Source organism: Paenibacillus pseudetheri, from assembly GCF_924513355.1.
GTDB lineage: Bacteria > Bacillota > Bacilli > Paenibacillales > Paenibacillaceae > Paenibacillus_AQ > Paenibacillus_AQ pseudetheri.
The window spans coordinates 141,570-162,176 of record NZ_CAKMAB010000008.1 but is presented as its reverse complement, the minus strand read 5'-3'; the positions used below and the strand labels follow the sequence as shown (position 1 = coordinate 162,176).

The 20,607-nt window shown below is 44.8% G+C and carries 20 protein-coding genes; 17 read left to right on the top strand and 3 right to left on the bottom strand.

The annotated features are described in order from the left end of the window. Window positions 1-6 precede the first annotated feature (6 nt). On the bottom strand, window positions 7-852 hold the full coding sequence (gene comER, locus L1028_RS10000; protein WP_234533390.1) for a late competence protein ComER: 846 nt from the start codon (window positions 850-852) through the stop codon (window positions 7-9). 186 nt (window positions 853-1,038) lie between these two features. Here comER and L1028_RS09995 point away from each other — a divergent pair, with 186 nt between their 5' ends. From L1028_RS09995 to L1028_RS09965, 7 genes are all read left to right on the top strand, one after another. Further along, window positions 1,039-1,659 carry a ComEA family DNA-binding protein gene (locus tag L1028_RS09995; protein ID WP_234533387.1) on the top strand — a complete coding sequence of 207 codons (621 nt, stop codon included), beginning with the start codon at window positions 1,039-1,041 and terminating at the stop codon, window positions 1,657-1,659. A 115-nt stretch (window positions 1,660-1,774) separates the two neighbouring features. Beyond that, a complete protein-coding gene (locus tag L1028_RS09990; protein WP_042191041.1) occupies window positions 1,775-2,293 on the top strand; it encodes a deoxycytidylate deaminase in 519 nt (172 codons plus the stop codon). Window positions 2,294-2,412: 119 nt separating this feature from the next. Continuing rightward, window positions 2,413-5,091 carry a ComEC/Rec2 family competence protein gene (locus L1028_RS09985; RefSeq protein ID WP_234533385.1) on the top strand — a complete coding sequence of 893 codons (2,679 nt, stop codon included), beginning with the start codon at window positions 2,413-2,415 and terminating at the stop codon, window positions 5,089-5,091. A gap of 413 nt (window positions 5,092-5,504) precedes the next feature. Further along, window positions 5,505-5,921 (top strand): RNA polymerase sigma factor, encoded by a 417-nt coding sequence (locus tag L1028_RS09980; RefSeq protein WP_234533382.1) that lies wholly within the window; start codon window positions 5,505-5,507, stop codon window positions 5,919-5,921. Between the two features lie 12 nt (window positions 5,922-5,933). Further along, window positions 5,934-6,044: a hypothetical protein gene (locus L1028_RS09975; RefSeq protein ID WP_279306847.1), complete on the top strand. Its 111-nt coding sequence runs from the start codon at window positions 5,934-5,936 to the stop codon at window positions 6,042-6,044. Then, complete coding sequence (locus L1028_RS09970) at window positions 6,041-7,159, top strand: hypothetical protein (RefSeq protein ID WP_234533377.1); 1,119 nt, start codon at window positions 6,041-6,043, stop codon at window positions 7,157-7,159. The genes L1028_RS09975 and L1028_RS09970 overlap by 4 nt, the downstream gene beginning before the upstream one ends. A 73-nt stretch (window positions 7,160-7,232) precedes the next feature. Further along, the gene (locus L1028_RS09965) at window positions 7,233-8,249 is read left to right on the top strand and encodes a LacI family DNA-binding transcriptional regulator (RefSeq protein ID WP_234533375.1); all 1,017 of its coding nucleotides are present in this window, start codon (window positions 7,233-7,235) and stop codon (window positions 8,247-8,249) included. Window positions 8,250-8,343: 94 nt separating this feature from the next. Here the strand turns inward: L1028_RS09965 and L1028_RS09960 are convergent, their stop codons facing one another. Further along, window positions 8,344-9,288: a sugar kinase gene (locus L1028_RS09960; RefSeq protein ID WP_234533373.1), complete on the bottom strand. Its 945-nt coding sequence runs from the start codon at window positions 9,286-9,288 to the stop codon at window positions 8,344-8,346. 345 nt (window positions 9,289-9,633) lie between these two features. On the opposite strand from L1028_RS09960, the gene L1028_RS09955 reads away from it, so the two are divergent. The 6 genes from L1028_RS09955 (at window position 9,634) to L1028_RS09930 (ending at window position 14,738) form a co-directional block, all read left to right on the top strand. Next, entirely contained in the window at window positions 9,634-10,275 is a 642-nt protein-coding gene (locus L1028_RS09955) for a bifunctional 2-keto-4-hydroxyglutarate aldolase/2-keto-3-deoxy-6-phosphogluconate aldolase (RefSeq protein WP_234533371.1), read from the top strand. Window positions 10,276-10,454: 179 nt separating this feature from the next. Beyond that, window positions 10,455-10,748, top strand: coding sequence for a hypothetical protein (locus tag L1028_RS09950; protein ID WP_234533370.1), 294 nt, complete (start codon window positions 10,455-10,457; stop codon window positions 10,746-10,748). Between the two features lie 384 nt (window positions 10,749-11,132). Further along, on the top strand, window positions 11,133-11,681 hold the full coding sequence (locus L1028_RS09945; RefSeq protein ID WP_036677530.1) for an RNA polymerase sigma factor: 549 nt from the start codon (window positions 11,133-11,135) through the stop codon (window positions 11,679-11,681). Beyond that, a complete protein-coding gene (locus L1028_RS09940) occupies window positions 11,678-12,919 on the top strand; it encodes a zf-HC2 domain-containing protein (RefSeq protein WP_234533368.1) in 1,242 nt (413 codons plus the stop codon). Before L1028_RS09945 ends, L1028_RS09940 begins: the two co-directional genes overlap by 4 nt. Before the next feature lie 278 nt (window positions 12,920-13,197). Continuing rightward, window positions 13,198-14,217, top strand: a complete 1,020-nt coding sequence (gene holA, locus L1028_RS09935) for a DNA polymerase III subunit delta (protein WP_234533366.1) — start codon at window positions 13,198-13,200, stop codon at window positions 14,215-14,217. A gap of 8 nt (window positions 14,218-14,225) precedes the next feature. Next, a complete protein-coding gene (locus tag L1028_RS09930) occupies window positions 14,226-14,738 on the top strand; it encodes a hypothetical protein (protein WP_234533364.1) in 513 nt (170 codons plus the stop codon). 157 nt (window positions 14,739-14,895) lie between these two features. Here the strand turns inward: L1028_RS09930 and rpsT are convergent, their stop codons facing one another. Further along, a complete protein-coding gene (gene rpsT / locus L1028_RS09925) occupies window positions 14,896-15,168 on the bottom strand; it encodes a 30S ribosomal protein S20 (protein WP_042130412.1) in 273 nt (90 codons plus the stop codon). A gap of 373 nt (window positions 15,169-15,541) precedes the next feature. Between rpsT and gpr the strand changes: the two genes are divergently transcribed. The 4 genes from gpr (at window position 15,542) to lepA (ending at window position 20,519) form a co-directional block, all read left to right on the top strand. Continuing rightward, entirely contained in the window at window positions 15,542-16,543 is a 1,002-nt protein-coding gene (gene gpr, locus L1028_RS09920; RefSeq protein ID WP_234533362.1) for a GPR endopeptidase, read from the top strand. A gap of 156 nt (window positions 16,544-16,699) precedes the next feature. Then, complete coding sequence (locus L1028_RS09915) at window positions 16,700-18,019, top strand: stage II sporulation protein P (RefSeq protein ID WP_234533360.1); 1,320 nt, start codon at window positions 16,700-16,702, stop codon at window positions 18,017-18,019. A 65-nt stretch (window positions 18,020-18,084) separates the two neighbouring features. Continuing rightward, window positions 18,085-18,570: a hypothetical protein gene (locus tag L1028_RS09910; RefSeq protein ID WP_234533358.1), complete on the top strand. Its 486-nt coding sequence runs from the start codon at window positions 18,085-18,087 to the stop codon at window positions 18,568-18,570. A 134-nt stretch (window positions 18,571-18,704) separates the two neighbouring features. Beyond that, window positions 18,705-20,519, top strand: coding sequence for a translation elongation factor 4 (gene lepA / locus L1028_RS09905; protein ID WP_036677511.1), 1,815 nt, complete (start codon window positions 18,705-18,707; stop codon window positions 20,517-20,519). Window positions 20,520-20,607: the final 88 nt, after the last annotated feature.

Sequence of the window (20,607 nt, the reverse complement as noted above, 5' to 3'; positions counted from 1 at the left end):
TAACGTTCAATTAGGACCCTGATTAATAGTGTCATGTCCGAATAGCTCATCAAGCTTAATAACATCCTCATCATATTTATCATGTGTTGTCGTGATGAGGCGTTCAAATACACCATCTAGACTGGTACGCAAGTGGTTTAGCGCTTCTGCGGTAATGCCACCGCGAACAGCAACCCGGTCTTGAAGCTCTTGCGGGGTAAACTCCCCTTCTGTCAGCAATTTGCCTGTTCCAAGCAGCATTTCACCAGCAAGTCGGCTGATTAATGTCTCCTCAATTCCGGTGGCCTCAACGGCTGCTTCAATCCAGCGCTCAATGAAATAGCTTAAGAACGCAGGTCCACAGCTGGAGAAATCAGAAGCGATTCGGGTATGTGCTTCTTGGATTTCCAAGGGAACACCTATGAAAGACAATAGCTTTAGCAGTACAAGCCTGTCTTCTTTATTAAGCCTGCTGCCAAATATGCACAGTGAAGTCCCGCTCTTGACGCAGTGCGTAATGCTTGGGATGATCTTGGCAATTTTGGACGGCAAAGCGGATTCCAGATGATGCAATTGAACTGGACTTGTAATGGATACGACGATTTGCTCACTCCGGAGACATGAGCCGATCTCATCTGTTAATGTTTTAAATTCAAGTGGCTTTACGCATAAAAAAACGATATCACTTCCTAACGCTGTCTCTCTATTGCTTCCGCAAATGGAAATGCCGGGGTGACGCTTCTCAAGCTCCAGCAGCTTGTTCAGGCTGCGGTTGCTGGCAAGCACATCACACGGTTCTAGCGCTCCGGAAGAAAGAAAGGCTTCGATCAGCAGGCTGCCCATGCTGCCTGTTCCGATAAATCCTACTTTCACCTGTGGTTCCTCCTTTCTAGCGTTGCTTTTTACTAACTGACATGAATGCTCTTCGTTATATGTATGCAGGATAGTCTTGGACAAATGACAGGTTTTGTATGAATTATTAAAGGGAATTCCAATTAAAGGAATGTATGAAGATTCACAAAAAAGTATAGGACGAATTTTCGAGAGGAGGAGCGCATTTTGAATAAAGGGAATGTAGTGCTCGGAGTGGCTGTAGCTTTACTGGGTAGTGGACTGTTATGGGCTGCTGGGAGTAAGGGGGATTCCGGCATTGCCGGATGGGAGGCCTTGAATGCAAGCATGGAACAGGCGATTGGAGTCGCTGAACCAGATGAAGCATCGGCAACAGAGGGCAAAGTGGGAGGCCAGGAGACGAAGGTAGATAAACAAGGTGCTGGGAAAGTTACAGTGGGAGCCGAAGCTACTGGGAAAACTGATTATGCTGGAAAGACTGAAGCTAGTGATAAGTCTGATACTGCTCAGAAGGTTAAGAACGCTGCACAAGTAGATCATGCTGTTCCAACTCCAGTAGATGAAAAGGGGACGACAGCTAATGGGGGGAATGTTGAGGGGGCGCTTGAAGTTACCACGTCAGTTGCTTCACAGGAAGGTAAAATTAATGTGAACACTGCAGGTGCTAAGGAGCTGATGGATCTCCCAGGCATCGGAGAGAAGAAGGCCCAGACTATAATCGATTACCGCAACCGTGAAGGGGCTTTTCGTAGCCTATCTGATTTGGGGAAGGTTAAGGGGATCGGGCCTAAAATGCTGGAAAAGTTAAAGCCTTTAGTAGTATTTTGAAGATAAAAGGGTATCGAAGGTACTGTTGAATGTGCTACAACCGTTGTCCTAGTGAAAACTTGAGGAGATATGCTACAATAGTTAACAACTATTTAGAAGGATATGGAGATTGATTATGACTGCTGCTTATCGTAAAGACTGGGATACTTACTTCATGGACATTGCCTGCATGGTCTCAACTCGTTCACGCTGCAATCGCCGACATGTGGGTGCTGTGCTGGTACAAGGCAAGAAGTTGCTAGGAACCGCGTACAACGGGGCGCCAATGGGCGTACCTGATTGTTCAGAGGCAGGTTGTATGCTCTCGGAGCAATATGAAATGGAAATCGTGGATGGCGTAGAGACAATGGTGAAGAAACAGCGCTGTATTCGCACGATTCATGCGGAACAGAATCTTTTGCTATTTACAGACCGGATCGACCGGGAAGGCAGTACCGTCTATGTGACAGATGAGCCTTGCTGGACCTGCGCCAATATGCTGGCGAACAGTGGTATCGTGGAAATCGTGTATTACCGACCTTACCGTAAGGATATGGAAAAGGTTGAAGCGATGATGGCTGCCAAGGGTATCATATTTCGCCAATTGGAGAATTATGAGCCGCCAAGTGAAACGATGATCAAAGTATCGGAATAGCTATTCTGTACAACACCAATTTAATAAGATGGCTTGAGGAAGAACCTCTCGTGCGCTCTTGTGGCGTATGTAGAGGTTCTTTTTTTGTATTCAGTATTGTTAAAGGGGGGGATGGAAACGTGAAGGAAAGACCTTTGCTAAGCTTTACGGTATGTTGGGTGGCTGGAAGTGCAGCGGCTTGCTTATGCTCAGGGAGCGGACTGCTATTGGCGTGGGCTGGATTAATACTTTTACTGGTAAGTCTGATAGTGTGGGGAACAATGAGCTGGAAATACATAGCCGTGTTGTGTTTGTCCATTTCTTTAGCAGCTGGATATTGGGAGTGGAACGAAGCCCGCAATATTAGCGGAATACCTGAAGCGCTGGGTAGTACGATTGCAGAGCTGCATGGGAGTCCCGTGGAAGCTAGAGGCACGATCGTTTCCGTTGTGGATCGGGATGGGGATCGGGTTGATTTTACGATAAAGCTATCACATATGAATCTGCTTGCAGAAGAAGATGATAATTCATCTGATCCTTTGGATGGACAGGATAGCAAGTTGCATGGGGAGTTAATCGCGGTTCAGATCAAACTTCTGGCTGAGCAAGAAATTGCTGTCGCTGCGGAGTGGCGAAGAGGGGATGAGGTGCTACTTAATGGTGTGCTGGAAGAGCCGGCAGTAGCGCGTAATTTTGGAGGCTTCGATTATCGTGCCTATTTACATACGAAGAAGATTCATTGGCTATTGAAGGGGCAGGGAGCGGAAAATGTAAGGATAACCGTGCCAGATTCATGGAGTCCGTTGACGATTTTCCGCTTAAATGACAGCGCGCGGACGGCCCTTGGGGCAGAGCTGGATCAACTTTTTCAAGGACGCCACTCTGGGTATATGAAGGGCTTAATCATTGGAATGCAGGATGATCTCGATCCGGATACCTTTAAGCAGTTCTCTCAGCTCGGTTTGACACATATTCTTGCTATTTCAGGTATGCATGTAGCGGTGTATGTAGGCGTTCTTTTATTTCTGTTCAGGCGCTTACGCCTGACAAAAGAGACCGCACTAACGCTCACTTTCATACTCGTTCCGGTCTACGTCCTCTTGTCTGGTGCGGGTCCGTCCATTGTGCGTGCGGGGTTGATGAGTATGATTGCCTTGCTCGCTGCACGAGTTGGGATGCTGAAGGATGGACTGAATATTTTGGCGGCATCGGCACTGGTTATGTTGATCTGGAATCCCTATATGCTGCTCAGTGTCAGCTTCCAGCTGTCTTTTCTGGTGACCCTAGGTTTGATGGTCTACGTTCCGCTTATGAATCCTCTTTTGAGCATTCTGCCACGCTGGCTTAAAGGTGCGGTCTCTGTGACTCTAGTAGCTCAGTTGGTCTCGTTTCCGCTGACCATTTATTATTTTAATCAGTTTTCGCTACTGTCCTTTGTCGCCAATTTGGTCTTTGTCCCTTTTATTACCTTTGTAGTATTACCGCTAGGGACGCTTGCGCTACTGCTTGGACGACTGTGGGAAGATGCAGCAAACGTACTGGCGCATGTTACGGAGCTGCTGAATAACTTTACTTTTTACGCAGTGGAATGGATCAACAAATTTGCCGGTGGAGTTTTGATTTGGGGCTCGCCTTCACTGCTGTGGATCGGGGTGTACTATGTTTTGTTGTATGGTCTGCTGTTTGTTGCCAAGCTAAGAAAGGAAGCTCGTTCTACACCCCAATATATGGAGGATGAGACGAGACCTTTAGCGGAGGTTGGTTTATCTGTGAACAGTCACGGTGGGTTTGGGAGAGTGGGAAATGCACAGTTTGCTATTGGTGCTTCCATGGTTGGACGCTGGAGCGGAGCGATTGTTCTACTATTGGCAGTTGGGCTGGGGATGTTGCTGTATAGGGGTTATCAGTCGGATGGTCAAGCAGGTAGAGGTACAATTAGTTATCTGGATATCGGACAAGGCGACAGCATTCTCATCACTACACCGAGCGGAGCACATATTCTAGTGGACGGTGGTGGCACCTTAAACTTTGGTCAAAAAGAAGAGTGGCGCGTTCGCCGAAGTCCGTTCGAGGTTGGCGCTAAAGTGCTGGTGCCTCTGCTGAAAAAACGTGGTATCCACCGTTTAGATGTCATTATTTTGACACATGGAGATCAGGATCATGCCGGAGGACTCCAAGCTGTGTTGGAAGAGATTCCGGTTTCGGCGTTGCTTTTTAATGGAACGTTAGTTGATCGCGAGTTTTATATGGGGATGATGAGGACTGCACTTGAGAGGGATGTTCAGCTGTATGCTGTGCATCAAGGAATGACCCTTTCCCCGGATGACAAGACGGAGCTGTCCTTTTTATGGCCGGAGGGAAGGGGGGGAGAAGCGTTGGGCACTCCTTATCAGAATGGCATTCCTCTACTGAAAGAGCAGAACCACGATTCGGTAGCTTTTCGCTTAGAGATGAATGGTAGAAACTTTCTATTCACCGGAGATATGGATCTGGAAGCCGAGGAGGAGATTGTAGAGCAGGCTAAGCAAAAGGGGATCAGCGCTGGACCTGTCATTGATGTGCTGAAGGTGGCTCACCATGGGAGCAAGACATCTTCTGGCGAAGCTTGGTTAAAATTCTGGCAGCCTGCAGCAGCGGTGATTTCTGCGGGTGTTAATAATCTGTATGGTCATCCGAAAGCTGAGGTATTGGAGCGATTACGAGATAACCAAGCATCTATATTCCGGACGGATCAGCAGGGGGAAATACAGATGCGGGTGCGGGCGGAGGGGATTGAAGTGCGATATAAGTTGGTGGAGGCATTGCATTTTGTGCAATAGAACGCACTCCAAGATAGCTGGATCTTCATTCTGCTGTACTTTGTACACTCAAAATGAGGGAAAACGCTATTTCTATGAATTTTAATAGTATCTATTGCATGAAGTGCAACAGAATCTCTTTATGGAGTTGGAAAATCAAGTTCTATTGCACGAAATGCATTAGAACGCTTTTTACAGATATATCCGAGTCCGATTACGGGCGACAAATTTACAACGAGAGCTACAACTAAGATTCAGATCACCCCTATCATATATGTGAGCACCACCGATGAAGTTTCAACGTACATCGGTGGTGTTTTTTTATAGACAAATTTACTGATTATGCTGTTAAGTAAATAACAACCTAATTATTTATTTTAAAGGGAACTTTTTCGAGTTTGAAAAGTCTTATTAGGCAAGGGGTGAGACGAAACATGCTAAGCGAAGATATGCCATATGCAGAAGCGTATGCGTCCGAAATGACCTTGCGGGAAATGATGGAGGCGTATGGATCGGATGTGTGGAATTATGCTTTTTTCTTAACTAGAAGCCGTGAGCAAGCGAATGATATCAGCCAAGAAGTGTTTTTGAAGGCATATAAAAATGTGGGGAAGTACCGGGGACAATCGTCGATAAAAACTTGGCTGCTCACGATTACTAGAAATACAGCCTTTAGCTGGAGCAAAAATAGCTTTTGGCGCAGATTCATACCATTTGGAGATCAACCTGTTACTGTAAATGCTCCGTCTGCAGAAAAAGAAGCGCTCGGCAATCAGTATGCGAACCGAATCTGGGAAATTATTATGACCCTACCAGATAAGAACAGAGAGGTGCTTGTACTGGATATTTAGCATGGGCTATCGATCGGCGAAATGTCCGATTTACTGAATGTACCACAAGGGACTGTGAAATCTCGGCTCGCGCGAGCGAGGGGGAAGGTTAAGCAAGCCATCCAGAAGCAGGAAAGAGAATGAGAGGCAAAGCTGATGACAGTAACCCGGTGATGATCGGACAGAATGATTGGTATGCGCAAGCAGGCAAAAGGCCTTTTATTGAAGATGGCTTTACACCTGAGCTGATGCTTCAGATCGAACAGGCTGCTACGCTTAAAAATAAAAATCACACACGTTATCGAATAAACAAAAGTGTGCTACTGACCAGTGTGGCTATGATTTTGCTGATGGGTGTACTTAACTTGCCTATGGGAATATGGAAGAGCCAAGGTCCAATTCAATCTTCATCGGTGCAGTCACAAGCTGCAGGGATACTACCTTCTTCTACTCCTGCTACTAATGACAGAGCGTTAGAGACTCCGACAAGTCCAGCAGAGTTTGAGATTAGCGGTAAGAAATATTACATGCCTTTGCCAATGAATAGAGATAAGAGCAAAGCGTATGCCGTTGAGACAACAGCGGGAATCCTCTGGTCGCCGCCACCCACGATGGTTGACTACAAGAAGCCAAAGTACACACATCCTACAGAACCGTTCACCCTTTACCTGAGCTCGAAGGACCAGACGGAGCTATCGGCTTCTTCGGCTACTAGGATATATACTTTTCCTCTTTATGCGGGAGGGGCAAGTACTTATCAATATTTGAGTGGGGTTTATGGAGCGGGAGATTATATCCTGTTATATACCTACAAGCGGACTCTTGGTGCAGATAAATATGAGTATGCTAAAATGTCGACATTGAATGTTAAAAAAGCAATGGCAGGAGAAACTATGGTGCCGAAGGAGCTTACTTCTTTTGATGATACACTATTAAATTATAAGTCGATAATCGCTGTTGATAAGGAGCATGACCAACTCGTTCTTAGTTACTTAGAATATATAGGGGATTTAAAATTCCAAGAGAAAACAGTGCTTTATGATCTGGAGACCATGAGCATTCAAACGCCTGCTGCAGCAATCGGGTTTAAAGAGATTAAAGAAAGAACATTAATCATGAATTATAAAGTGGGCGAAGAACAACGTAAAGCGGATATTCTTATGAAAGCTGGATTGGGGTGGCTGGATGAGAATCGGGCTTTTTTATCGGAAGAGCAACAAAATAAGCTTTATATGGATTTTATGAACAATACTCCTTAGTAGATAATTCACCCAATAAAAGCTATACTTTTTGATAAAGTAATTTTCTTTTGAGAAGAGTGGAGCCGAAGAGATGAAGAAGTTAACGATTGATGATGTGGCTCAAAAAGCGGGAGTGTCGAAGAGTACGGTCTCCCAATTTTTGAACAAACGTTTTAAATATATGAGTGAAGCGACAAAGAATCGGATCGAGGCTGTGATTGAGGAGCTTAATTATCAACCGAATGGACTTGCACGCAGTCTGAAGCAGAATCGGACGCATATGGTCGGAATCATTGTCGCTAATATCGATTATTCGCTGTCTATCCAGTGTATTCGGGCGATCGAGAACGAGCTGCAGCAACACGGAATCCAAGTAATCATATGCAATGCCGATGAGAATGCGGAAAAAGAAAGCAAGTACGTCGAAACCTTAGTTGCGCGCCAGGTGGACGGTTTGATTATTTTTCCGACGGGGAACAATCCATCTGCATACAGCCGACTAATAGAGGCGGATTTTCCGTTAGTGTTTATGGATCGTCTGGTAGATGGAATCACCACGCAGAGCTTGTTGCTCGACAATGAAATGGCGGCCAAGATAGGTGTGGGACAGCTGACACAGCAAGGCCATGAGCGAATTGCTCTGGTCTCCCTGCCGTTAGGGGAACATGCTATTACCCCTCGTAAAGAGCGGATCAGTGGTTATAAAAAAGCGATGGAAGAAGCGGGCCTAACGCTACGTGAGGAGTATATTTGTAGTGTGCCAAAAGAAGAATTAGCTACAGGACTGAAGCACCTTTTAGCGTTGCCGGACCCTCCGACAGCGCTGTTGGCTACGAATGATATCACGCTAGCAGAGATTTTGAAATATGCGAATCGAAATGCCATCGCTATTCCGCAACAATTGTCTGTCATCGGTATAGATGATGCGGAGTTCGCGCAAATTTATAATCCGGTCATTACAACAATTCGTCAGCCTGCTTACGAAATGGGTATGCAAGCTGCTAAGATTATACTCTCTTGTATCGAGGATAAAGGCGTTTCTGTTCCTATCACTTATCGTTTTCCACCGACCTTGCAACAAGGACAGTCCGTGAAGTCTTATAAATAAGCATAGGCTATAAAAATACAAAGAAATGCCGTTCCACAGTTCAACTGTGAGACGGCATTTTTTAATGACGATACTCAAATCTATGTGCTTAAACCTACTGCTGCATAAACTTCGCAAGCTCCTCACGGGTCGGAAGTCCATCCATATCGCCAGGCGACATGACGGCTAACGCACCGATCGCATTGCCGCGTTTGACGGCCTCAGCAATCGGAAGCTTTTCCAGCATCGCACTGATTACACCAACGGCAAATCCATCACCTGCACCTACGGTATCAACGACCTGCTCTACCTTAAACCCGTCGACATAACCTTCTCCTTCAGTGGATTTATAGTAAGCGCCTTCAGGTCCGAGCTTGATGACGACTAAGCTGACGCCGCGCGCCAGATAATAGTCCGCAATCTCTTCTGGCGTACTTAGACCTGTAAGAATCTTGCCTTCACCGAGTCCTGGAAGGAACCAATCACAGCGTGTAGCCAGATCATTGATCGTGTTCACCATCGTTTCTGTATCCGGCCATAAGCTAGGGCGCAGATTTGGATCGAGGGAGACCGTCTTTCCTTGCCGCTTCATAAACTCCATAGCATGAATAGAGAATTCATGACAGCTCTTGGATAAGGCGGCGGAGATACTTGTTACGTGTAAATGTCCTGCAGCATTAAAGTATGCCTCGTCAAAATCAACCAGGCTAAGCTTGGAGGCCGCGGAATTTTTGCGGAAGTATTCGACTTTAGGATCGCCAGTAACAACCTTTGATTTGATTAACATACCCGTTGAATTTTCTTTAGTAAAAGTAATGTTGTCGGTATCAATGTTTTCTTTCTTCATTGCTTGAGCAATGAAATGTCCAAAATTATCTTCGCCAAGCTTCGTAACATAACCTGTAGGATGATTCAAGCGTGATAAACCTGTAGCTACATTGCTCTCGGCACCTGCCAATGCTTTGGAGAACGAAAATACTTCATGCAGGGGACCCGTTTCATTTGCATAAAACATCGCCATCGGCTCCCCGAAAGTGACGGCATCCAACTGTTTACTCATTTGAGTTCCTCCTAGGGTAATGAATTTATCCCAGTATAATGATGTATAAGTTGAAATTATCACATAAATCGGTTTTGTACAATAAAAGAATGATTTTTAATCCGAACGGTGTTTTGGATAAAAGAAATTAAATAAGAAATAAATCCTTATAATACAAGGGATTTTTGGTCATTTAAATAAATAAATATCTGTATATTCAGAAATATGTATTGACTGTTTACCGTATTGTTATTACTATCTGATTATAGATTATATCATTTTGATTAGTAAATTTAATAAAAAAGTTTATCTAAATTAGTATTTCATATTCATCTATGATCGTACCAAGAGAAAGGGAGTCTACTGATGAAGAAAATGAAAGTATTGCAGAATGTGGCGTCCGTTGGAGTTGTAGCCGTTATTCGTGCTGATAGTGCTGAGGAAGCTTTTAAAATGTCCGTTGCTTGTATCGAAGGCGGTTTGAATAATATTGAGGTAACTTTTACTACTCCGGATGCGGATGTGGCGATTAAACGATTGGTAGCGGAGTACGGAGATCGCGCAGTGATTGGAGCAGGAACTGTACTTGATCCATTAACAGCGAGAATAGCCATTCTTGCAGGCTCAGAATTTGTGGTCAGTCCCTCCTTTGAAGCGGAAACAGCTAAAATGTGTAATCTTTATGGTATTCCGTACATGCCTGGCTGCATGACTTTAAATGAAATGAAGGAAGCGTTGAAGTTTGGTGTGGATGTGCTTAAGCTGTTCCCTGGCAGTGCGTTTGGTCCGGATTATGTGAAAGCGGTTAAAGGTCCTATGCCGCATGTGAACATTATGCCAACAGGTGGCGTGGATCTGAATAATATGGAGAAGTGGATTGCCAACGGCTGTATAGCGGTAGGTATCGGGGGCAATTTGACTGCACCGGCGAAGGATGGCCGATATGATCAGATTACCGATCTTGCGGCTCAGTATGTAGCAAAATTTAAAGAGTTAAAAGGTATTTAATTCTGTTTTTTCTTAATTTCGAATAGATAGATTTATTGAAGGTTGTATAGCTGACGCATGTCAGTCGTACAGCCTTTTTGTATACATATTTTCCGACATTCAGATTTTCTTACATTATATGTATTCATAAAGTATAGAATGTGGACAAAGGCAATAAACTATAAAGTAGAAGAGTTGTGATGTTTAACGGACGTCAACGAATTGGAATGGTTTATTATCGGACCGGGAGTGAGTATATGCCTGCTTATCATGATAAAAAGCTGTATCTTGCAGCTGATGAAGAGGATGCGGAATACGTAGAGATTGCGTCGGCATTCCATGGTTGTAAGGTGACGGAAGGCCAGATCTATAGATTAGAGCGGAATTACAATAATCCTCATATTTTTGAGAATGGAGAGGCGTATGTCGTGGATGATGAAACTAGGGACAACTACGCAGTGTTCATGCTCTGCAAGATTGTGTTATATAAATAGAGTTATGTGCTCGGTTTTAAGGTTATTTCTTGTTTAGTGACGGCTTCTTTTCCGACAGGAGGATAAGCCGTTTCTTTTGGAAATAGGAGAAATTTCTTACCTAAACGCTTGTCGGCTTTATTGAGATGCCGAAGGCGTTTATACTTGTGTCATTTTTGTTATAAAGTTATTCAAAAGAGTATTTGAATGATTGAAGTTTCCCCTGTATGCTTAGTAGGAATTATTGGCTGTGAAATGCTATGAAATGTGCGATAGCGCTTTATACAAGATGGCTTAACATGACGTTCTAAGAAAAGTTTGGTATTCTAAAAATATTAATTACAGGGTTGCAACAAATTCGCAGTCTTGCGCGTCAGTAAGATTGCATAGAGAGGGGGAACCTTCGTGGTGGAGCAGGGACTCATCAGAGCCGCTCAAGCGGGCGATCGCGACGCTCTAATCACCCTATTGCGAGAAATTGAAGGGCATGTATATAAAACCGCCTTCTACATTTTGCATAATGAACAAGATGCGCTGGATGCATCTCAGGAGGCCTTGATCCGGGTTTATACCAAAATCGGTTCATATGAGGAAAAGGCCCAGTTCAAAACGTGGGTTCAGCGAATCGTTACCAATATTTGCATTGATAAATTCAGAAGAACTAAACCTACAGTTTCTATTGATGAGCATGAAATGGTGTTTCAGGATAAACACAATGTGGAACGTGAGGTTCTATCCTCTTATTTAGCTGAGGATATACGTGAAGCGATTGATCAATTGCCCGAGCATCATCGGACAGTCATCGTCCTGCGCTATTTACAAGATTTTTCTTACAACGAGATTGCAGACTGCCTAGATTTGCCTTTGAATACAGTGAAATCATATCTGTTTAGGGCCAGACAGCAGCTGCAGAATAGACTTCAGGAGTACCAGAAAGGTGGTGTATCGGGATGAAATGCGCGGAGGTGATGGAATGGATGCACCGCTATATAGACCAAGACTTGAGCCAAGATGAGATTGTTGAGATGTTCCGTCATATCGATAATTGTCCTTCCTGCGCGGAAGTCTTTGAGCGGCTGACACTGCTCTCCAAAGAATTGGAGCAGTTGCCAGACGTGAAACCCCCGTTTAGTCTGGTTGACTCTATTTTACCTCAGCTTGCAGAATTGGATCGAAGCAGCCGTGAACAAAGCGCTGTGAGAACCGAGGAACCAGTTGTAGTTCCATTTTCACGAGAAAGCTCCCGCGGTAAACCTTCCAAGGGAACCTCTATAGCAACACGGACAGGCATTGGAGCTATCGCAGCTGCCGTAATATTAGGGATCGCTATTTTTAATATGCCGGATAAAATGCCTGGGGCAGAGGTAGAACAAATGATGCAGGATAGTAGTAAAGCGACCAGCGATAGTGCTAATAATATGGCTATTGAATCGCAAACCTCTACTTCTGCTAATTCATATGAGGCTGCGCCTGCTAATAGCGGAACGGATTCGGGGGCTCTATCAGCTGCACAGGATGTGAATGAGGATAACGCTGCTTTAGACAGAGCGATGGGGCCGGTAGAACCTACCTCGATGCCGAATTCTCCTCCAGAAGCTAATGCTGGATCTGGAGGACGGTCGATACCAGAACCAACAAATAATGTGAATCCCAATCCTACGGAGAAGATTATGACGCCGAAGCCGGATACGGTAACGAAAGTTCAAACTCCGGATACTAGTGCTGGCAGTAATAATCAGCCCAAAGCCGATAAGAAGGATCAACCTGCTTCTGAAGATAAAGGGATCGCAGCTGATTCAACGCCATCTACGGAGGAATCATTAAGGACTTCTGATGACTTCGGACTAGGCGTTATGGGTTTTAACATTTCTAATGATTCTAATGTACAGACTTGGACTTCTCCTGATGGGCATTATGCGGTTGAGTTCGCTGGATTACAGCTTGTTATTTATAAGAATTCACCCGAAGGCTCAGTGGAAGATAGGATAGCAGTGACTTCTTATCCCTTAGAAGGAAATTGGATTTCTGGAGAATGGTCGGCGGATAGCTCGCAGTTTACGTATGTGACGGAGAAAGATGGTGTGAATACCACTAAGGTGTACACTGTACAGGAAGCAGCAGCTTCTTCAACGCCGGTTACATCACCTGGGGCAACACCATCGAAGACTCCATCTTCAACATCAACAAATTAAATTGAGGCTGGAACATTTTTCGAAGTTTCAGAATATACTATAGCAACCGGACAGGAACTAGAGAGTATAGAATTTGAAGAACATCGGTATGACCGTCGGATGGGAAGTTTCTAGGGCTTCTCATTCCGGCGTTTATATAGATGCGCCGCTTAAACGGAGGGGCTTTGGCCATGGCTGCCAGAGTTTCTCCGTTTTTGCATGTGCATTTATATCGCTTTTTTTGCTACAATAGGAATCTGGGCAAATTGGGCTAGATGAATGGAAAAGGAAGTGGCGGAATGGATGCCAAAACGGCGATAAAAGAAATCAAACAAGGGAAAATCTCACCGCTGTACCTTTTGTACGGCAGTGAAAAATTTCGAATGAATGAATTCGCGGCATTGCTGGAAGACCAGCTGATTGCCAAAGAGGATCGCGATTTTGCGGTTATTCCCTTTGATCTCTCTGAGACGCCGGTGCAGGCTGTGGTAGAAGAAGCTGAGACTGTACCCTTTATGGTAGAACGTAAATTATTGCTGGTGCGGGACGCATCGTTATTTACAGCGGGAAAAGAAAATGCCAAACTAGAGCATCGTATAGATATTTTAAGTGATTATTTGCAGCATCCTGTAGATTTCAGTGTGATTGTCTTTATGGTGAATAGTGACAAGCTGGACGAGCGTAAGAAAATTGTGAAGACTGTTAAAACAGCTGGAACGGTATTAGCTTTCAACCCGCTAGGGGCAGAAGAACTGCTGCGCTGGGTAGAGAAAGGGATTCGTGAGCGGGGATGTACAATGGCACCTGGCACCGCAGAGATTCTTATCACTAATGCCGGGACAGGTTTGCAGGGCTTATCCGCTGAAATGGACAAGCTTTGTTTGTTCGCTGCTAAGGGCGGAACCGTAGACGCAGAAGCAGTAGAGAGTCTGGTGCATCGCGGAACGGAACAAAATGTGTTTACGCTTGTAGAGGATATCGCTAATCTGCGTCTAGATAAGGCGCTTGATACGCTGTATGAGCTGTTGAAGCAGCGGGAAGAACCCATTAAGATTGCTGCGCTGATTGCGCGGCAGTTCCGAATTATTTTGCAGGTGAAGGATTTATCAGCACATAGTTATTCGCAGGGTCAGATTGCCTCACAGATTGGACTTCATCCTTATGCAGTAAAGCTTGCAGGGGAGCAGGCCCACAAGTTCTCAAGTGAACGTCTGCGGCAAATTTTAAGTGCACTGGCTGATCTGGATTATAAGATGAAGACAGGAGCTATAGATAAAGTGCTTGGTCTGGAATTGTTTATGTTGCGGCTAGGTACTTGAACTAAGCAGTGGAAAAAGTATATGGAGATGATCCAACTATGAAAAATATATTTTACTATTCGGCACTGCTTTTGGTCGTTCTGTTCATTAGTTCTTGTGGCAAAATTGATACGAGTTCACCGTCAGTTTCTACTTCTGGGTCGCCTGTGAATAATTCTTCAGACTCACCTTCCTATTTTGGTGATTGGAGTGTACAAAGTATAGTTGGTTCTACGCCTATCTCGGCAAATGAGGATGAGAACCTAATCGGAATGAAAGTAACTTATTCGAAAGAAAAAGCAGCCTTTGATAAAGATGAAATTATGAGCCCTGAATATAAGGAAGAGAACATAACAAAGGATGATTTTTTTAACGAATACAGAAATGAATTAAGTGACATTGGAATTGAATCAGAATCGGTTAAAACGGTATCTATAAATAATTGGACAAATGCCGGTAGTATTTTTATTATTAAAGACGACCAAACGATGATTTTCTTATGGGATGGTCATTATTATGAAATGAAAAAAGAGAAAAGTTGATCGTTCAAGAAAACTACCTTTCTAAGGTGGTTTTTTTTCATTCAACTAACGTCTAAAGGAAACTATTACTTATATTTATAGAATAGTAGGCACAAAAAAACCCAACCGTATGAAACATAGCGGTCAGGTTCTTCAATTGCTCATTATGAATGTCGTCCTAGGCTTGAGCCTTAAGAGCGTTCAATTTCTTCGCCAAGCGGGATTTTTTGCGGGCAGCCGCATTTTTATGAACCAGACCTTTAGTTACGGCCTTGTCCAGCTTTTTGGAAGCAGCTTGGAAAGCAGCTTGAGCAGTTTCAACTTCCGTACCTGTCAGTGCTACATCAGCAGTTTTCACAGCTGTACGAAGCGCGGATTTTTGGGAAGCGTTCAGTGCACGGCGTTTTTCGTTCGTGTTTACGCGTTTAACCGCGGATTTAATATTTGGCATTGCATTCACCTCCTGTAAGACATTCGAAATCATTATCAAATGATTCACAACTTAAAATAGTTTAGCATGACCGGTAGTAAAAAGCAATACTTAAAGCTTTCAAATTAAACCATTTTAACCTGCATAAACAAGGGCTTTCTCTCGCACACTATCGACAAAAGAGCATAGGCAGAAGCTTGCAATTTGAGTTTTTGTTAGAAGTAACTCAAAGAAGTGTCTGCTCACAAAACTAAGTAACGCTTTCGAAGCAAGTTTTGCTCGAAGTAATTCAATGGAGCGATGCTTACAAAACTAAGTATCGCTTACGAAGCAAGTTTTGTCCGAAGTAATTCAAGGAAGCATATGCTTTCAAAACTTTTAGGAGGCTGGAACAATGGAACCGGATCTGCAGCTATATTCGGTACGCACGGACTTGGCGTTAGAGGCGAAGGAAATGGCTCAAGGGCCACAAAGGACGCCAATCCCTGGTGTAAACGAAGAAGTGGAAGAGTCTGAAGGGATAAAAGTTACCCGGCTTGGTGTGGCTAACGCTGCCGGATCACAGGCGATAGGTCGTGCGATTGGGAATTATGTCACGCTTGAGGTACCAGCATTGCGCGGTGGAGATACCGGCTTGCAGCAAAAAGTAGCTGAAGTCTTTGCTCGCGAATTCGAGGACTTCCTGACTAGGATTGGAATTGGTAAGGAGGCATCTGTTCTGATCGTTGGACTTGGTAACTGGAATGTGACTCCAGATTCACTGGGGCCGCTGGTGGTGGAGAATGCGCTCATTACTCGGCAATTTTATGAGCTCGTGCCGGATCAGGTCTCTCCAGGCTATCGCAAGGTAAGTGCTATTGCTCCTGGGGTATTAGGATTGACCGGTATTGAGTCGAGTGAGGTTGTGCAGGGAATCGTGGATCGTACAAAGCCGGATCTCATCATCGCCATTGATGCGCTGGCATCCCGTTCGCTGGAACGGATCAATACGACGATTCAAATTGCCGACATCGGTATCCACCCCGGTTCGGGGATTGGCAATAAGCGGCGCGGATTGACGCAGGAAATTCTAGGTGTTCCTTGTGTTGCTATCGGTGTTCCTACTGTTTGCTATGCTTCGACCATTGTAAATAATGTATTGGAGATGATGAAGAATCATTTTGGGCAAGGAGCTGGTCACACCAAGGAAATCATGGGGATGCTAGACGATATTTCTGAGCAGGAACGATTGTCACTAGTGAAGGAAGTACTTGAGCCACTAGGGCATGATTTGATCGTTACACCTAAGGAAATCGATGAATTTATTGAAGGCATCGCCAATATTGTAGCCAGTGGTCTGAATGCGGCCCTGCATGATGCGGTAGATCCTGAGAATGTCGGCGCTTATACCCACTAATTGAATCATAGCTAGCACAAGTCTGGCGGGATGCTGATGTACAGTATCTCGCCGGACTCTATGTCTATTCTCTCATTTACGGTTCTACTATTTCTCTTTCGCTCATAGATTTGGAGTATAAGAGATTACAGAGGGCTGGAGGAGGACATAAATATAATGAATAAAAAATGGTTTCAGCTTTGGAACATCGGCCGTTTACGTGGAAGAGTGCTGGATGCTTTATCGCTGGGAAGAACGATGCTGCTGTTGGCCGGAGGTTCGCTAGTATTTTTTATGCTGCTTGGCGCTGGTGGATTGGCCGGACAGAAGTTGAACTCTTCACCCATTCCATCTATGAAGGGGCTTGCGGCCTCCCTATCGAGTGGATTTTTCATGGAGCTATTGGGGATGGAGGTCCCCCATTTACCGCAGGGTAAAGAGCCTTCCGCTTTTTCAGGTGAAAAAGTAACTTCCTTCGTATTTCAATTGCTGACCAGTGTGAATCCAAGTGATCCGAAGAGTCTAGTTTCTCGTGAAGTGCCAGGCTTGGCAGCGGATGATCCATTTCTTTTGCGAAAAGGCTCGGGTGGCTCTACAGGAGCACCTGTTGATTATCATCCGGGAACGGATGAACTGGCTGAAGGTGGAGGGGAAGAGGTTGATCCATCGGTTCCAAACGAAGTGGACAAGCCCGAAGATACTCCAGCACAGCAGCCTGAAGCGACAATAGCTCCGTCTCCTGAGCCATCAGGAGCTGCGGGAGGTACGGATAAGAGTGATCCGCAAAGCGAGACAGATAATACCAAGGACACCTCAGTTAAACGGATCCTTATCTATCATTCACATCCTCGGGAGGCCTATAACCCTCTACTAGGAGTAGCGAACGAAAATCCAAGCTCTGCGGTTTCTTCTAAAAATGTAATGCTGGTAGGATCATATATTAAGAAAAAATTGGAACAACGCGGGATTGGTACAGTTCATGCGAAAGAAGATTTTCTAACTAAAATTGCCGACTATAACTGGAATTTTTCCTACAAATACTCTCGAATGTTGGTTAAATCTGCAATGAGCTCAAACCAAGAAATGAGTGAACTTATCGACATTCACCGCGACTCACAGCGTCATGGCAAAACAACTGCAGTGATTGATGGGAAAAGTTACGCTCAGGTGTATTTTATTATTGGACATGCGAATAAAGATTGGAAGAAAAACGAAGAGTTCGCGAACAAGATTCATCAAACGATTGAAAAGAGTTACCCAGGAATATCTCGCGGAATATGGGGAAAAGCTGCGGGTAAAGGAAACAACGGGGAGTACAACCAAACCCTCTCACCCAATAGTGTCTTGATTGAAGTGGGCGGTATTGATAATACAGCAGAGGAATTAAAGCGTACGGCTGATATTTTGGCAGACGCTATTGCAGATGTGTACTGGAGCAGTCATGACTCGGAGAAGGTAAACGCTACAGCACCTCAAAAGTCGAATGGAGCTTCTTAAGCTATAGACATTTAATTTTAGAATAAACAGCTTTATTATCAAGTATTTATAAAGGAGTGGCTTACATGTCTCGTTTCGGTAAAAGACTGGTTATGGTCGGTATCTGGGCAGGGGTCGGCATACTGTTAGGTATGCAGTTCAGTGGCAGCGGAGGGGCAACCGTCTCTAAGCTGCTGCCAGGCTGGACCGACCTATCGACTACGCCAACCAGTCAAGTGACGGGCATGCAATCACAGCCGATTAAGAATGGGGTTACACAAGGTGGGCAGACTTATGTGTATGTTCCAATGGTGATCGACCCTATCACAGGTGCATATACGCCTGTATCTCCATTGCCTCAGAATAGCAATTCTGCGCCAACTACAGATCTTCCTCAGCAGGTGGCAGATGGGTATAATACGAAAACTCCGGAGCAGATTCTGATTCCTGAGGAACAAAAGCCGACAGTCGATGTGATAGCGGATAAAACGGCAGGCCTTCTGCAGCAGGCTTCTCAGAAGGGCATACGCTGGGTAGTTTCATTGTTCGATTCGGCGGAAGAATCACAATGATTTCAGGAGAAACAGTTATTTCACGGGTGCGTGAATAGCTGTTTCTTCTGTTTTACGTAAGGGCGGGATTGATGGAGTAAGCTTGTACTGTTATAATAAGTGGATTAATATCAGGCTGTCTGTGGGGGTAAGGAATGACTGACGTTCAGAAAAGACAACAACAAATTCGCAATTTCTCGATTATTGCACATATAGACCATGGTAAATCGACACTAGCTGACCGCATTTTGGAATACACGGGGGCACTAACCACGCGTGAAATGCAGGAGCAGGTACTCGATCAGATGGATCTGGAGCGCGAACGTGGTATCACAATAAAGCTGCAAGCCGTGCGTTTAACCTATCGTGCAGACGATGGTGTAGAGTATTATCTCAACTTGATTGATACACCGGGACACGTCGATTTCACCTATGAAGTTTCCCGCAGTCTTGCAGCATGTGAAGGCGCACTCTTGGTCGTGGATGCGGCTCAAGGAATTGAAGCGCAGACATTGGCCAATGTGTATTTAGCACTGGATAATAACCTGGAAATCCTACCTGTGCTCAACAAAATTGATTTGCCAAACGCTGACCCTGACCGGGTAAAGCAGGAGATTGAGGATGTTATCGGGCTGGATACCAGTGAAGCGGTTATGGCATCTGCCAAAGCCGGTATCGGGATCAAGGAAATTCTGGAGCAGGTGGTGAAGCAGGTTCCTGCGCCATCCGGTAATTCAGAAGAGCCGCTTAAAGCGTTGATCTTTGACTCACATTACGATCCTTACAAAGGCGTCATCGTCTATGTACGCGTAATGGACGGGAAGATCCGTGCGGGATCGAAGATTAAGATGATGGCAACTGAGAAGACCTTCGAGGTTATTGAAGTTGGCGCATTTATGCCGCGTATGACCATTGTCGATGAATTGAACATCGGGGATGTTGGATTTATCGTTGCTGGGATCAAGCATGTTGGAGATACCCGTGTCGGTGATACTGTCACTGACGCAAAGAATCCTACTGCTGAGCCGCTTCCGGGTTACCGTAAGATCAACCCGATGGTATATTGCGGGTTGTATCCGATTGAGACCTCCGATTATAACGATCTTCGTGAGGCACTGGAGAAGCTCCAGCTTAATGATGCTTCGCTAAGCTTTGAGCCGGAAAGCTCAAGCGCGCTTGGATTTGGTTTCCGTTGTGGATTCCTTGGACTCTTGCATATGGAGATCATTCAAGAGCGGATTGAGCGCGAGTTCAATCTGCCGCTAATCACGACAGCACCGAGTGTTATTTATCGAATTATGCTGACCAATGGCGAAATGATTCAAATCGACAACCCGTCACATTATCCGGAAATCGGAACGATTGACTACATTGAAGAGCCATATGTTAAAGCAGCAATCATCGTGCCTAATGACTTTGTAGGTACCGTAATGGAGCTGTGCCAGAACAAACGTGGCGAGTTCGTAAATATGGAGTATCTTGATACGAATCGTGTAACGATTACTTACGAGATTCCACTGTCTGAAATCGTTTATGATTTCTTTGATCAGTTGAAATCAGGTACAAAAGGTTACGCATCCTACGACTATGAAATTTGCGGGTACCGTCGTTCGAATCTGGTCAAGATGGATATCTTGCTTAACAATGAGCAGGTTGATGCCTTGTCCTTTATCGTTCACCGTGATCGTGCATACAACCGCGGACGTATCATTTGTGAGAAACTACGTGGGATTATCCCTCGTCAAATGTTCGAAGTGCCGATTCAAGCCTCTGTGGGTACGAAGGTGGTTGCGCGTGAAACCGTTAAGGCGATGCGCAAAAACGTACTTGCTAAATGTTATGGCGGTGATATTTCGCGTAAGCGGAAGCTGCTTGAGAAGCAAAAAGAAGGTAAGAAACGCATGAAGCAAGTCGGCAGTGTAGAGGTACCACAAGAAGCATTTATGGCAGTACTGAAGATCGACGAGTAGAAATTAGGTAGAGCCGGGAGAATATCCCGGCTCTATTTTTTTGAGCAGGAGAAGATTACAATAGGGTGGAAGGATTGTAAGCACATAC

Bases quoted from the DNA above. Each gene is read 5' to 3' on its own strand.
- L1028_RS09990 (WP_042191041.1), top strand. From the start codon at position 1,775: ATGACTGCTGCTTATCGTAAAGACTGGGATACTTACTTCATGGACATT.
- L1028_RS09980 (WP_234533382.1), top strand. From the start codon at position 5,505: ATGCTAAGCGAAGATATGCCATATGCAGAAGCGTATGCGTCCGAAATG.
- L1028_RS09970 (WP_234533377.1), top strand. From the start codon at position 6,041: ATGAGAGGCAAAGCTGATGACAGTAACCCGGTGATGATCGGACAGAAT.
- L1028_RS09965 (WP_234533375.1), top strand. From the start codon at position 7,233: ATGAAGAAGTTAACGATTGATGATGTGGCTCAAAAAGCGGGAGTGTCG.
- L1028_RS09960 (WP_234533373.1), bottom strand. From the start codon at position 9,288: ATGAGTAAACAGTTGGATGCCGTCACTTTCGGGGAGCCGATGGCGATG.
- L1028_RS09955 (WP_234533371.1), top strand. From the start codon at position 9,634: ATGAAGAAAATGAAAGTATTGCAGAATGTGGCGTCCGTTGGAGTTGTA.
- L1028_RS09950 (WP_234533370.1), top strand. From the start codon at position 10,455: ATGTTTAACGGACGTCAACGAATTGGAATGGTTTATTATCGGACCGGG.
- L1028_RS09940 (WP_234533368.1), top strand. From the start codon at position 11,678: ATGAAATGCGCGGAGGTGATGGAATGGATGCACCGCTATATAGACCAA.
- holA (WP_234533366.1), top strand. From the start codon at position 13,198: ATGGATGCCAAAACGGCGATAAAAGAAATCAAACAAGGGAAAATCTCA.
- rpsT (WP_042130412.1), bottom strand. From the start codon at position 15,168: ATGCCAAATATTAAATCCGCGGTTAAACGCGTAAACACGAACGAAAAA.
- gpr (WP_234533362.1), top strand. From the start codon at position 15,542: ATGGAACCGGATCTGCAGCTATATTCGGTACGCACGGACTTGGCGTTA.
- L1028_RS09915 (WP_234533360.1), top strand. From the start codon at position 16,700: ATGAATAAAAAATGGTTTCAGCTTTGGAACATCGGCCGTTTACGTGGA.
- L1028_RS09910 (WP_234533358.1), top strand. From the start codon at position 18,085: ATGTCTCGTTTCGGTAAAAGACTGGTTATGGTCGGTATCTGGGCAGGG.
- lepA (WP_036677511.1), top strand. From the start codon at position 18,705: ATGACTGACGTTCAGAAAAGACAACAACAAATTCGCAATTTCTCGATT.